Genomic DNA, 13,583 nt, shown 5'->3' with positions numbered 1-13,583 from the left:
TCTGGGGTGACGCTTAATGCAGCGTCACGCGTTTTTGTTCGATTGCGTGAATCTGGACTTTAATCATTTCGCTGACCGGATCCTCAGGACACTGTTCAACGAAGTAGGTTAAGTCCGTTAACGCGATATGATCGCACTCAAGCTGTGCATAGATTAATCCCCGATCGCGAATTTCATAGGGATCGTCCGGGTCAATGCGCAACAACACCTGGCTGACGTTCAGGGCCAGCTCCATCTGCTTCTCTTCCATCAGCGCCGCTTTCAGCGTATCCAGCATTTTGCGCATTACGCTGACGGTTTTGGCTTCGTCGAGATCGTCATCATACAGACGCGCCAGCGGGCTGATATTGCCTTTCAGCCATACTTCGAGCGTGTGCGTATCCAGGGTTTCCCCGTTGAACGGATTAATCAGCCACTTGTCGCCATCCAGCCAGTCGGCGCGCAGAATCAACTGCGTCGGGAAAATCACCGGCATCAGGGGCAGTTCCAGTTCCGCCGCAATATGCAGCAGAATCACGCCCAGTGACACGGCGGTTCCCTGACGGGTTTTCAGCACTTTATCCAGCCAGAGTGCATCAGACAGATTATACACGCCGCTGGCACCGCCAAATTTCCACTGCTTGTAAAACAGCTCCAGCAGCTTTTCGAGCTTTAAATCCGCATCCTGTTGGTCGCTGACGTAATCCCGGGCTTCAGCCACTAACGCCGCTAACTGTTGTTCGACCGACAGGGTCGGAAAATCGGTGCGAATGGCTTTGGTTGCACCCATCACCGCCTCACAGAGCGGTGTTTCACTGTAATCGAGTTGTTCGGTGGAGCTCATACTATCCCCAATAACGGCATTTTACTCAGTGCCAGCTTAATGATCGTCACCAGCGCGATTAAGGCGACCACAAAGGCCATCCAGCGGGTGCGATCAGAACGAGGGCGGCGGCTCAGCGCCACGGACCCAAGGGCAATATAGATAATAACGCCTAACAGCTTCTCCGTCAGCCAGCTTCCCTGAGGTGAAAACGGATAGAAGTGGGTCAGCATTACCAGCGCTGCGCCGCTCAGCAGCAGCAACGTGTCGTTGACATGTGGAAGGATGCGGACCCAGCGGCGTTGCAGTATGGCTGCGCCAACGCGCTGCCAGTAGAAGCGCAGCAGAAACAGCGAAACCGTGATCGCCACGGTCAGCAGATGCAGATTTTTTAGCAGTGGGTAATAAGTAAACATCATTCATCCCTGTGATTTTACGTTGCGGCACTATACCGGTATCGGCGCGGTCTGCCCAAATGTGACCCGGGGATTGCCACCGTAATCCTTCACCGTGTCCACCGCCTGATAGTGGTGCTGGCACATCAGTTGACGCACCGCCTCATCCTGCTGCCAGCCATGTTCCAGTAGCAGCCAGCCACCCGGCTGTAACCAGGCGGGTGACTGTGCGATCAGCCACCGGAGATCGGCCATGCCCCCCTCATCTGCCACCAGTGCGCTGCGCGGTTCAAAACGCACATCGCCCTCCTCCAGATGGTGATCGCTGGCATCAATGTAAGGCGGATTACTCACGATAAGATCAAATCGGGTCGGGGTGAGCTGTGCAAACCAGTGGCTGTGCACAAACGTCGCGTTAGCTATCGCCAGATGCGCAGCGTTATCCTGCGCCAGCGCAACGGCAGCAGGGACACGATCAACGCCGACCACGGTGCAATCGGGCCGTTCGCTGGCAATCGCCAGGGCAATGGCACCGGTGCCCGTGCCGAGATCCAGCACGCGCGCAGGTGCGGCAGGCAATCGGGCCAGCGCCTGTTCAACCAGGATCTCGGTATCCGGCCGCGGGATAAGTGTGGCGTCGCTAACCCTCAGCGGGAGCGACCAGAATTCGCGCTCGCCAACTAAATGGGCGATCGGTTCTCCCCGGGCGCGCCGTGCCAGCAACGCCGTCAACTGTTGTAACTGCGCGTCACTGAGCAGGGTTTCATCAAAAGCCACCAGCCAGCTGCGGGGTTTGCCTGTGACATAACCCAGCAGGATTTCCGCATCACGCTTCGGGCTGTCGCCCCCACACAGCGTGGCAACCGCCTGTTTGAGCCAATGGCGAATATCCATTAATCCTGACCGGCCAGCGCCGCCAGTTGGTCAGCCTGGTATTCCTGAACGATGGGTTCGATCAGGCTGTCCAGTTTACCTTCCATGGTTTCATCCAGACGATAAAGCGTCAGGTTGATGCGGTGGTCGGTCACACGGCCCTGCGGGAAGTTATAGGTGCGGATACGATCGGAACGGTCACCGCTGCCCAGCAGGTTACGGCGGGTGCTGGCTTCAGCTTCGTGACGTTTTGCCATTTCGGCCGCATGGATACGCGCGCCCAACACCGATAAGGCTTTTGCCTTGTTCTTGTGCTGAGAGCGTTCATCCTGACATTCCACCACAATACCGGTCGGCAAGTGGGTAATACGGATCGCGGAGTCGGTGGTGTTAACGTGCTGCCCACCGGCACCGGAGGAGCGGAAAGTATCGATTTTTAAATCTGACGGGTTGATCTCGGGCAGCTCCGCTTCCGGCAGTTCAGGCATCACCGCCACCGTACAGGCAGAGGTATGAATACGGCCCTGGGATTCCGTCTCGGGTACGCGTTGTACGCGATGGCCGCCGGATTCAAATTTCAGTCGGCCATAGGCACCGTCACCCATAATACGGGCAATCACCTCTTTATAGCCACCGTGCTCACCGTCGTTAGCGCTGACGATTTCCACCCGCCAGCGACGTGACTCGGCGTAACGGCTGTACATACGGAACAGGTCACCTGCAAAAATGGCCGCTTCGTCGCCGCCGGTACCGGCACGGACTTCGACAAAACAGTCGCGCTCATCGTCCGGATCTTTCGGCAACAGTAACAGCTGCAACTGTTGCTCCAGCGCGTCGGTTTTCTCACGCGCCGCCTGCAGCTCTTCCTGCGCCATATCGCGCATTTCAGGATCGTCGAGTAACATTTTAGCCGTCTCGATATCATCCTGGTTCTGCTGCCAGTCGCGGAAGCAGCGCGTGACATCGGTCAACTGAGCATATTCACGCGACAAAGCACGAAAGCGTTCCTGATCGGCAATGACGCCTGCATCGCCCAGCATCGCTTCCACTTCTTCGTGGCGCTCCTGCAGCGCTTCCAGTTTCGCAACAATAGAGGTTTTCATTTAACTGTGGGATTCCCGTAACAGAAGACGACAGCAGTGTGCCTAATCGAGACCCAGGCTGTCGCGTAAAATCTGCAGGCGTTCGCTGTCGCCGTCGCGCGCGGCCTGCTGAAGAGATTTGGTCGGTGCATGAATCAAACGGTTGGTCAGCTTGTGGGCCAGTTCCTGCATCACTTTTTGCGGATCGGCACCCTGCTGCAGCGCCTGCAGCGCACGGCCTTCCAGTTCAGCGCGGATATCATCCGCCTGAGCACGGTATTCACGAATAGAGTTGACCGCGCCCTGGGAACGCAGCCAGGCCATGAAATCGCTGCATTCCTGCACCACGATACTTTCGGCCTGCACCGCAGCGGCTTTGCGCTGGGCAAGGTTCTGCTCAATGATGGCCTGCAGATCGTCAACGCTGTAGAGATAGGCATTCGCTAACTTGCCCACTTCCGGCTCTACGTCGCGCGGCACCGCAATATCCACCAGCAGCATTGGCTGGTTACGGCGCGCTTTGAGCGCCCGTTCCATCATGCCTTTACCAATGATGGGCAAGGGACTGGAGGTGGAAGTAATGACGATGTCGGCATCGGCCAGGCGCGCGTCGATGTCCGCAAGGCCAATCACTTCCGCGCCCACTTCTTTCGCCAGAGCGTCCGCGCGTTCGCGGGTACGGTTGGCAATAATCAGTTTTTTGACCTGATGTTCGCTCAGATGACGCGCCACCAGCTCGATGGTTTCCCCCGCGCCAACCAGTAACACGTTGACGGTGGAGAGGGACTCAAAGATCTGCCGCGCCAGCGTACAGGCGGCAAAGGCAACGGAAACGGCGTTCGCGCCGATCTCCGTTTCCGTACGCACGCGCTTGGCAACCGAGAAGGTTTTCTGGAACATACGTTCCAGTTCACTGCTCAGTGCATGACCGCGCTGCGAATCGGCAAAGGCTTTTTTCACCTGACCTAAAATCTGCGGCTCGCCCAGCACCAGCGAATCCAGCCCGCTGGCGACGCGCATAAGATGACTGACGGCCTCATTGTCCTGATGCCAGTAGAGGCTGTTACGTACATCCTCTTCATCAAGCTGGTGATAGTCACACAGCCAGCGCACCAGACGTTCCTGCAGATCGACCTGTTGCTCTACACTCAGGTAGAGTTCGGTTCGGTTACAGGTGGAGAGCACGACGCCACTCTGCACCATGGGCTGGGATAACAGGCTGTCTAAGGCCTGTTCCAGCGACTCCGGCCCGAACGCAACGCGTTCGCGCAGAGCAATGGGTGCAGTTTTGTGATTGATTCCGAGAGCGAGCAGCGTCATGGCGATTTAGGTTGGGTTGTCCCAATAATGTCAGGGTTTTGTGAAGCGCATTCTACAAGATGCAGCAGATCAAGAAAAGCCATACAAAGGCTATGACTGTAATAAGATTAAGCCGATCATAGCGATTTTGCCGTATAACAGCATTGACGGTTAAAATGCGGATGGTTAGCGTTACCTGTTACCAATGAAAAATGAGTCCGAGGAGATGACCACTTGATGCTTACTTCCCCACGCAATCTGTTGCGCCTTTTACCCCTGGCCGGTGCTGTTCTGCTGGCTGCCTGTAGCATCAATAAACCACAAGGTCCCGGCCCGAGCGCCACTGCACCCCAATGGCAACATCATCAGCAAGCGGTCAGTAAAGTGACGCAGTACCAGACGCGCGGCGCGTTCGCCTATCTGTCGGACAAACAAAAAGTCTATGCCCGCTTCAACTGGCAGCAGACCGCACCTGACCGTTATCGTCTGCTGTTAACCAACCCGTTAGGCAGCACAGAACTGCAGCTTGATGCGCAGGGTTCTGTGGTGCAGATCGTGGATAGCCAGGGCAAACGCTATGTCAGCAACGATGCGCAGAAGATGATCTCGCAGCTGACCGGCATGGATATTCCGCTGACCAACCTGCGCCAGTGGATGATGGGCCTGCCGGGCGATGCGACCGACTACCAGCTTAACGATCAGTATCAGTTGCGCAGCCTGAACTATCAGCATGATGGCCAGACCTGGCAGGTGACCATCGCCGGCTACGACAGCAACGTCACCCCTGCGCTGCCCGCCAGCCTGGAGCTGAAAGAAGGCGATCAGCGCATCAAGTTACGTATGGATAGCTGGACGCTGAAATGATCACCACCTGGCCTGCTCCGGCAAAACTGAACCTTTTTTTGTACATCACCGGGCGCCGGGCGGACGGTTACCATAACCTGCAAACCCTGTTTCAGTTTCTGGATTATGGCGACAGTCTGGAGATTGTTCCCGATCAGAGCGATGCCATTACCCTTCTCACGCCCGTGTCCGGCGTGCCGGATGCTGAAAACCTGATCGTGCGTGCCGCCGACATGCTTAAGGCGGCTGCCCGCGAGAAGGGAACGCTGCCGGCGCAGGCGGGTGCGCGGATCGCCATTGAAAAGCGTTTGCCAATGGGTGGTGGACTGGGTGGCGGTTCTTCTGACGCCGCTACGGTTCTGGTGGCGCTTAATCATCTCTGGCAAACCGGTTTTACGCCGACGGAACTGGCACAGATGGGCGTGAAACTGGGTGCGGATGTCCCGGTGTTCGTAAAAGGGCACGCCGCCTTCGCCGAAGGGGTCGGCGAGGTGCTTTCTCCCGCATCGCCTGCCGAAAAATGGTATCTTGTTGCCCATCCCGGCGTCAGCGTGGCCACGCCAGTGGTCTTTAACGATCCGGCACTTCCCCGTGACACGCCCGTGCGCACTTTATCAGCACTTTTACAGGCCCCCTTTCTTAACGATTGCGAATCAGTAGTAAGAAAACGTTTTCGTGAGGTTGATGAGCTTGTTTCATGGCTGCTAGAATACGCGCCGTCGCGCCTGACAGGGACAGGTGCTTGTGTGTTTGCTGAATTTGACACCGAGTACGCTGCTCGCCAGGTGCTGGAACTTGCCCCGTCATGGGTGCGCGGTTTTGTAGCCCGAGGCGTTAACGTCTCGCCGTTACAGCGCACTCTGCAAGGCGATTAGCGATAGCGTGACTGTGTCACCCTGTTCCAGATACAGCACGTTTCGCACTCACATACCCGTGTGAACGATCACGACAGTATTCGCCGGTTACTGTCATGACGTTCATTCTCTGGACGCAAAGCCTGAGGTTCTTCTCGTGCCTGATATGAAGCTTTTTGCTGGTAACGCCACCCCGGAACTAGCACAACGTATTGCCAACCGCCTTTACACCAGCCTGGGCGACGCCGCTGTCGGTCGTTTCAGTGATGGCGAAGTAAGCGTACAAATTAATGAAAATGTACGCGGTGGTGATATTTTCATCATCCAGTCCACCTGTGCTCCCACCAATGATAATTTGATGGAACTGGTCGTGATGGTCGACGCGCTGCGTCGTGCTTCAGCTGGTCGTATTACCGCTGTTATCCCCTACTTTGGTTATGCCCGTCAGGACCGCCGCGTGCGTTCTGCGCGTGTGCCTATTACCGCCAAAGTCGTGGCTGACTTTCTTTCCAGCGTCGGCGTTGACCGTGTTTTAACGGTTGACCTGCACGCTGAGCAGATCCAGGGCTTCTTCGACGTCCCGGTTGATAACGTCTTCGGCAGTCCCATTCTGCTGGAGGATATGTTACAGATTGGCCTGGAAAACCCGATTGTTGTTTCGCCTGACATTGGCGGCGTGGTTCGTGCCCGTGCTATTGCGAAACTGCTGAACGACACCGATATGGCCATCATTGACAAACGTCGCCCGCGTGCGAACGTTTCTCAGGTCATGCATATCATTGGTGACGTAGCGGGCCGTGACTGTGTGCTGGTCGATGACATGATCGACACCGGCGGCACACTGTGCAAAGCCGCGGAAGCGCTGAAAGAGCGCGGTGCCAAGCGCGTCTTCGCGTACGCGACGCACCCTATCTTCTCCGGTAACGCGGTGGAAAACTTACGTAAATCTGTCATCGATCAGGTTATCGTGTGTGACACCATTCCGTTATCCGAAGAGATGAAGTCGCTGCCAAACGTCCGTACCCTGACGCTGTCAGGCATGCTGGCAGAAGCCATTCGCCGCATCAGTAACGAAGAGTCCATTTCGGCAATGTTCGAACACTAATCTTCGCAGGCCGGACACGCTGTCCGGCCTTTTCTTTTGTCTGTACCTCTCCCCTTCCGACAAAGCTGCTTGATTCACAGAAATTTTCGTTATGAGTCACCGCCGTTATTGTCACGCTTACTACGAAAAACTCTTTCGCTGAAATTATCTTATCTGCTCTTTTGCCATTCTGCGTTGAGTGGTACTTTGCCCGCACTTTTTATTGCGATCGTTTTCCACTATGAACCTCGACGTCTATACGTTATTTATTTGCGAACTCTACGTACTGGGGTTTATGAGTCTGATCCTGGCATTTGCCTGGGTCGGTTCGCATTACGATCGCACGCTGGGCTATGTTTGCGTGGCCATTTTACTGACGCTGGTCGCCTTTATTCTCAGTAGCCTGCGCAGCCAGGGCTATCAGTTTTTACCGGTGGCCATGAGCAACGTGTTGCTTATGCTGGCTTACGGGGGATTGTTCAGCGCGTTTCGCACCTTTTGCGGTAAGCAGCCGGGGATGAGTGGTCTGGTCGGGGCGCTGATCTGGTCACTGCTCTGCCTGATTCCGGGATTTTATTACAGCTTATCGCTGCGCGTACTGGTGCTCTGCCTGCTCTGCATCGGGTATACCGGAGCGCTTATCTATTTTCTCTGGCTGGCGCGGCGCAATATGGATGCAACGTTCTGGCCTGCCCAGCTCCTGCTCTGGATTCACCTGATATTCCATGTGGCTCGCATATTTCTGGATAATTCCCGCCCGGTCGGCGTTCAGGGCGCGATAAGCGGATCGAATTTCTCCGTCTATGTGATTATGGAATCCATGCTGTTTGTCATTGGGTTTACCGTGACGATTCTGGCGATGGTCAATGAGCGGACGCGCAATGCGCTGAAAGCGGCTTCACTGCACGATCCTCTGACCAATATCTGGAACCGTCGTGCGCTGTTTACCGGGGCCGAGGTGATGATTAAAGCCTGTCAGAAGCAGAATAAAGCGCTGACGGTGGTGTTATTCGATCTGGACCATTTTAAAGGCATTAATGACCGCTACGGGCATCATCAGGGCGACCAGGTTCTGATTGATTTCAGTCACCGTGTGTCCGGCATGCTGCCTGAAGGGGCGCGCTTTGCGCGACTGGGCGGCGAAGAATTTGCCGCCCTTCTGCCGATGATGTCAGCACAGGCTAACGTCTGGTGCGAGCAGGTGCGCCAGGCGATCCACCTTTCCCGACCGGGGCAGATTCCCTATTCCGTCAGCATTGGCTTCTCTACCGCCGACAATCGCCACATTGATTTTGGCGAACTGATGGCGCTGGCTGACAAAGCGCTCTATCAGGCAAAAGCCAAAGGCAGAAACCGAACCCAATCCTGCCTGACGTTGCCGGGAACGTGATTATGACGAGTGATGGCTGCGGCGGCAGCGTTTATCGCCATAATGCCGCTCCCAGTAATAGCGATCTTCGACTTTCTCACGACCGCTAATGCAGGCACCGGCCAGCCATAACAGTGCGCCAAAGAAAATCCCAAACATCGCGCCCTGCGCCAGTATCTGCGGCAGATTTAAAGAGGGAAGTTGGTTGATAATCGAAAAACCAACGCCGAGTACCATGGTCACTAAGCCCAGTGCCATTAAGGCATTTCCTGCCATACGTGAGTGATGACGTTTCATCTTTCACCTCCTGACGGTGCGGTCCGATGAGCGCACACAATGTTAACCTGTCAGTAGTTTAGGCAATGACAGCAGGCTAATTTGTGCACTTCGTCACACTCAGAGCAGGATAAGTGTGACCAAAGCATAATTACAGCTTATTGATTTAGATGGAAAACAATTAATCACCGACACTAATAATTCGTGGCTCACACTTTGTGATCCGCAGCCTGGCACAGTAAACTACTGCCCTTTGGTGATAACAGCAGGATATCCCTTGTGAGCAGCATTAAACTGATTGTCGGCCTGGCGAATCCCGGTGCGGAATATGCCGCCACGCGCCATAACGCGGGTGCGTGGTATCTGGATTTGCTGGCTGAGCGGCACAATCAGTCGTTAAAAGAAGAAGCCAAATTTTTCGGTTATACGGCGCGACTGGCGCTGGCGGGCGAAGATGTCCGACTGCTGGTGCCCACCACCTTTATGAACCTCAGCGGCAAAGCGGTCGCGGCGATGGCGACCTTCTACCGTATTGCGCCCGAAGAAATTTTAGTGGCGCACGATGAACTCGATCTGCCACCGGGCATTGCGAAATTCAAACAAGGCGGCGGTCACGGCGGTCATAACGGCCTGAAAGACATCATCAGCAAGCTGGGCAATAATAATAACTTTCATCGTCTGCGCATCGGTATCGGCCATCCCGGTGACCGCAACAAAGTGACCGGATTTGTGTTAGGCAAACCGCCCGCCAGCGAGCAAAAGCTGATCGATGACGCCATTGATGAAGCAGCGCGCTGCACCGAACTGTGGTTGAAGGAAGATCGCATTAAGGCAATGAACCGCCTGCATGCCTTTAAGCCTGTCTAATCGCCCCGATTGTCGCGAATCTGTGTATAATGCGCGAAAATTATCTTACGTTTCCGGCGGCGCCTGCGTTCAGGCGTTGCCCATCCAGCTATAAAGGGTATTAAACCATGGGATTCAAATGCGGTATCGTGGGCCTGCCAAATGTCGGTAAATCCACTCTGTTTAACGCGCTGACAAAAGCGGGTATTGAAGCGGCGAACTTCCCCTTCTGCACCATTGAACCCAACACGGGCGTTGTACCTATGCCTGACCTGCGTCTGGATCAGCTGTCCGAGATCGTCAAGCCACAGCGCGTGGTTCCGACTACCATGGAATTCGTCGATATCGCCGGTCTGGTAAAAGGTGCATCAAAAGGTGAAGGCCTGGGCAACCAGTTCCTGACCAATATCCGTGAAACCGAAGCGATCGGCCACGTGGTTCGCTGCTTTGAAAACGACAATATTATCCACGTGAATAATAAAGTCGATCCGGCTGATGATATCGAAACCATCAACACCGAGCTGGCGCTGGCGGATCTGGACACCTGTGAACGTGCACTGCAGCGCGTGCAGAAAAAAGCCAAAGGCGGCGATAAAGACGCGAAAGCGGAACAGGCGGCGCTGGAGAAATGTCTGCCTCATCTGGAAAACGCGGGCATGCTGCGCGCGCTGGATCTGACCGATGAGGACAAAGCCGCTCTGCGCTATCTGAGCTTCCTGACGCTCAAGCCCACGATGTACATCGCCAATGTCAACGAAGATGGCTTTGAAAACAACCCGTACCTGGATAAAGTGCGCGAAATCGCCGCCAAAGAAGGTTCTGTCGTTGTGCCAGTCTGCGCCTCTGTCGAATCTGATATCGCCGAACTGGAAGACGAAGATCGTGACGAGTTTATGGCCGAGCTGGGTATCGAAGAGCCAGGCCTGAACCGCGTGATTCGTGCCGGTTACGCACTGCTGAATCTGCAGACCTATTTCACCGCCGGCGTCAAAGAAGTACGCGCATGGACTATCCCTGTTGGCGCCACCGCCCCACAGGCCGCCGGTAAAATCCATACCGACTTCGAGAAAGGCTTCATTCGCGCACAAACGATCGCGTTTGAAGACTTTATTACCTATAAGGGTGAGCAAGGCGCGAAAGAAGCGGGCAAGATGCGTTCAGAAGGCAAAGAGTACATCGTTAAAGATGGCGATGTGATGAATTTCTTGTTTAACGTCTAAGTTAAATGTGTTGTCTCATGAGGTTTCATTGAATGTCATGAGCTTCACAAAAACTCATTAAATCCAAGCAGTTGCTTGGATTTTTCATTTCATAACGTCTCAAATGATTTCGTAGAAGCGCAGTCAAAAATGAGTACGTAGGTGAGTACATCAAACTTTCATCTTTATTTTTAGTGAGTACAATAACGGTATAATAAATATACAAGGAATCGTTATGCTCACTGATACTCAATGCCGCACAGCAAAAGCGAAAGAAAAGCTCTATCGTCTCAACGATTTCAATGGTTTATACCTTGAAGTTAAACCTAATGGCAAAAAGGCATGGCGCTATCGGTTTAAACTTAACGGTAATTCCAGCATGTTTGCGCTGGGTGAGTACCCGGCGGTTAAACTTGCCGAAGCTCGCGAGAAATGCGAGCAAGCGCGTAAACAAGTCGCAAATGGAGTTAGTCCTACCCAGGCTCGACAGTTAGATAAGATCCGCAAGTTCAATGACGCATCCAACACCTTTGAGCTAGTCGCTAAAGAGTGGTTGCAGATGAAAGACTGGGCCGAAATCACCAAAACGCGGCGACTAGATATGCTTAAACGTGTGGTTTTCCCTGCAATCGGTAAGCTCCCAGTCAGAGAAATCACTCCACATCACATTCTGAAAATTCTTCAGGAAACGGCTAAGCGCGGCGCTCCGACCGTTGCCGCTGAAGCCCGCCGCACCATTTCATCCGTTTTTGAGCTAGCAGTAGCGACGCTCAGAGCAGATAGCGATCCTGTCTGGCCAGTACGCAAGGCGATTCCAGCAAACAAAACTCAGCACAAACAGGCATTGGATCCACAGCAAATCGGGAAGCTATTAAGCTGTTTTGATAACAGTCGCGGCTCATACCAGGTTAATTATTGCATGTGGCTAATGTGGTGGACGCTGGCGCGACCAGCTGAAGCCACCGAGGCTGAATGGTCAGAATTCGATCTTGGTAACGCCCTGTGGACCATTCCGGCAGCGCGAATGAAAGCCCGCAGAGAACACGTTATTCCCCTGCCCTTCCAGGCTGTCAAAATGCTCAGAACACTACAGGGATTAACCGGGCATCGGCAGCACCTTTTTCCGGGCCGAGATAACCCACGTGGCCCGATGACATCACACTCGCTGCGTCAGCTACTTAAAAGCCTCGGCTGGAGCGGAACTTACAGCCCACATGCAACCCGAACCACAGGCAGCACGCGGTTAAACGAGCTGGGCTATCGACCTGATGCTATCGAAGCTCAGCTTGCGCACGCTGATACCAACAACGTTCGCCGCACATACAACCATGCGACGTATCTTGATGAGCGTATAGTGATGATGCAGGAATGGGCTAATAAGCTTGATGGATGGGTAAGCTGCGCTGAAGTTAAGTAAACGGTGATGCATTGGTGTGTTAATGCTGATTGTTAAAGATTATTTCCCACCAGAGAATAAAAACTACGCTTTAACCTACATTTTTACAACCATCTGATTTTACTAATATTGTTTGCCATCCTCATCAAGCGTTATAATTCTTCTGTTTTTCCATCCCGCTAATAACACAGGGCATTTCGACGAGCCGATACCATGTTTCCAGCAGTGAAGGCCAGTATTAGAAAGACTCTGGCGAGCAGGTTTTGGCTAATAAGCTGGGGATCGCTACTTCCGATGAGATGGATGAGGCAGGACTGGTCCTGTTAGACTGACATGCCCCCAGTATTAGATACAACCTTCAGTTAGTAATGTCGGTGGGTTTTTCTTCATGTTTCCCGTTTCGCCAGCCTGCTGCAAATTCAGATGGCGTCTGATAATTAAGCGATGAATGAGGTCTGGACTCGTTATAGTCCTGCCGCCAGTCATTAATGATTTTCCGGGCATGAAGAACATCGCTGAACCAGTGCTCATTCAGGCATTCATCCCGGAAGCGACCGTTAAAACTCTCAATAAATCCGTTTTGAGTTGGCTTGCCTGGCTGGATTAAACGCAGCTCAACACTATGTTCAAAGGCCCATTGATCCAGCGCGTGGCAGGTAAATTCCGGGCCATGATCGGTTCTTATCGTCGCAGGATATCCACGAAACAGCGCAATGCTGTCCAGAATAAGCGCGACCTGAACGCCTGAAATCCCGAAAGCGGCGGTGATCGTCAGACACTCTTTCGTGAAATCATCCACACAGGTCAGGCACTTAATCCGGCGGCCGCTGGCAAGTGCATCCATGACAAAATCCATTGACCATGTCATGTTCGGCGCCTCCGGGCGGAGAAGCGGAAGCCGTTCAGTCGCCAGACCCTTACGTCGGCGCCTGCGTTTTACACACAGACCGTTAAGGTGACAGATGCGGTAAACCCGCTTGTGGTTGATGTGAAGGCCCTCCCGGCGCAATAACTGCCAGATCCGTCGGTAACCAAATCGCCGGCGTTCAAGTGCCAGCTCTGTGATGCGTAGAGACAGTTGCGCGTCAGCAGCCGGACGCTGGGCCGAATAACGGCAGGTTGAAAGTGACAGACCGGCCAGACTGCAGGCACGGCGTTGCGACAGACCCATTGCCTCACACATGACCTCCACGGCTTCCCGCTTCTGGTCTGTCGTCAGTACTTTCGCCCAGAGCCACCTGAAGTGCCTCCTTACTAACATCACG

The 13,583-nt window shown here is 54.1% G+C and carries 13 protein-coding genes and 1 pseudogene; 7 read left to right on the top strand and 7 right to left on the bottom strand.

What is annotated here, in order from left to right:
* Positions 1–13 precede the first annotated feature (13 nt).
* Genes sirB1 through hemA form a run of 5 tightly spaced genes read right to left on the bottom strand, consistent with a single transcriptional unit; the run spans position 14 to position 4,472 of the window.
* Positions 14–823, bottom strand: a complete 810-nt coding sequence (gene sirB1, locus C1N64_RS11355) for an invasion regulator SirB1 (RefSeq protein ID WP_033741062.1) — start codon at positions 821–823, stop codon at positions 14–16.
* Positions 820–1,218: a SirB2 family protein gene (locus tag C1N64_RS11350; protein ID WP_039340706.1), complete on the bottom strand. Its 399-nt coding sequence runs from the start codon at positions 1,216–1,218 to the stop codon at positions 820–822. Before C1N64_RS11350 ends, sirB1 begins: the two co-directional genes overlap by 4 nt.
* Before the next feature lie 30 nt (positions 1,219–1,248).
* The gene (prmC, locus tag C1N64_RS11345; RefSeq protein WP_394514814.1) at positions 1,249–2,091 is read right to left on the bottom strand and encodes a peptide chain release factor N(5)-glutamine methyltransferase; all 843 of its coding nucleotides are present in this window, start codon (positions 2,089–2,091) and stop codon (positions 1,249–1,251) included.
* Positions 2,091–3,173 (bottom strand): peptide chain release factor 1, encoded by a 1,083-nt coding sequence (gene prfA / locus C1N64_RS11340; RefSeq protein ID WP_006118903.1) that lies wholly within the window; start codon positions 3,171–3,173, stop codon positions 2,091–2,093. Before prfA ends, prmC begins: the two co-directional genes overlap by 1 nt.
* 42 nt (positions 3,174–3,215) lie before the next feature.
* Positions 3,216–4,472: a glutamyl-tRNA reductase gene (gene hemA / locus C1N64_RS11335; RefSeq protein ID WP_033741057.1), complete on the bottom strand. Its 1,257-nt coding sequence runs from the start codon at positions 4,470–4,472 to the stop codon at positions 3,216–3,218.
* A gap of 216 nt (positions 4,473–4,688) precedes the next feature.
* On the opposite strand from hemA, the gene lolB reads away from it, so the two are divergent.
* From lolB to C1N64_RS11315, 4 genes are all read left to right on the top strand, one after another.
* The gene (lolB, locus tag C1N64_RS11330) at positions 4,689–5,315 is read left to right on the top strand and encodes a lipoprotein insertase outer membrane protein LolB (RefSeq protein WP_006118901.1); all 627 of its coding nucleotides are present in this window, start codon (positions 4,689–4,691) and stop codon (positions 5,313–5,315) included.
* The gene (gene ispE / locus C1N64_RS11325) at positions 5,312–6,169 is read left to right on the top strand and encodes a 4-(cytidine 5'-diphospho)-2-C-methyl-D-erythritol kinase (RefSeq protein ID WP_324028501.1); all 858 of its coding nucleotides are present in this window, start codon (positions 5,312–5,314) and stop codon (positions 6,167–6,169) included. Before lolB ends, ispE begins: the two co-directional genes overlap by 4 nt.
* Before the next feature lie 136 nt (positions 6,170–6,305).
* Positions 6,306–7,253, top strand: a complete 948-nt coding sequence (gene prs, locus C1N64_RS11320; RefSeq protein WP_006118899.1) for a ribose-phosphate diphosphokinase — start codon at positions 6,306–6,308, stop codon at positions 7,251–7,253.
* Positions 7,254–7,473: 220 nt separating this feature from the next.
* A complete protein-coding gene (locus tag C1N64_RS11315) occupies positions 7,474–8,622 on the top strand; it encodes a GGDEF domain-containing protein (RefSeq protein WP_058701701.1) in 1,149 nt (382 codons plus the stop codon).
* Here the strand turns inward: C1N64_RS11315 and ychH are convergent, their stop codons facing one another.
* Positions 8,623–8,898 carry a stress-induced protein YchH gene (gene ychH / locus C1N64_RS11310; RefSeq protein WP_033741052.1) on the bottom strand — a complete coding sequence of 92 codons (276 nt, stop codon included), beginning with the start codon at positions 8,896–8,898 and terminating at the stop codon, positions 8,623–8,625.
* Positions 8,899–9,156: 258 nt separating this feature from the next.
* Between ychH and pth the strand changes: the two genes are divergently transcribed.
* From pth to C1N64_RS11295, 3 genes are all read left to right on the top strand, one after another.
* Positions 9,157–9,744 carry an aminoacyl-tRNA hydrolase gene (gene pth / locus C1N64_RS11305; RefSeq protein ID WP_033741051.1) on the top strand — a complete coding sequence of 196 codons (588 nt, stop codon included), beginning with the start codon at positions 9,157–9,159 and terminating at the stop codon, positions 9,742–9,744.
* A 107-nt stretch (positions 9,745–9,851) separates the two neighbouring features.
* Complete coding sequence (gene ychF / locus C1N64_RS11300; protein WP_033741049.1) at positions 9,852–10,943, top strand: redox-regulated ATPase YchF; 1,092 nt, start codon at positions 9,852–9,854, stop codon at positions 10,941–10,943.
* Positions 10,944–11,157: 214 nt separating this feature from the next.
* A complete protein-coding gene (locus tag C1N64_RS11295; RefSeq protein WP_263758339.1) occupies positions 11,158–12,339 on the top strand; it encodes a tyrosine-type recombinase/integrase in 1,182 nt (393 codons plus the stop codon).
* 337 nt (positions 12,340–12,676) lie between these two features.
* Here the strand turns inward: C1N64_RS11295 and C1N64_RS11290 are convergent.
* A pseudogene (locus C1N64_RS11290) lies at positions 12,677–13,577 on the bottom strand (IS3 family transposase); the annotation flags it as partial.
* Between the last annotated feature and the right edge of the window lie 6 nt (positions 13,578–13,583).

The sequence above is a fragment of the Pantoea sp. SGAir0215 genome (assembly GCF_043543215.1).
Note: the sequence above shows the minus strand (reverse complement) of the source record. Positions and strands in the feature narration are given on the sequence as shown.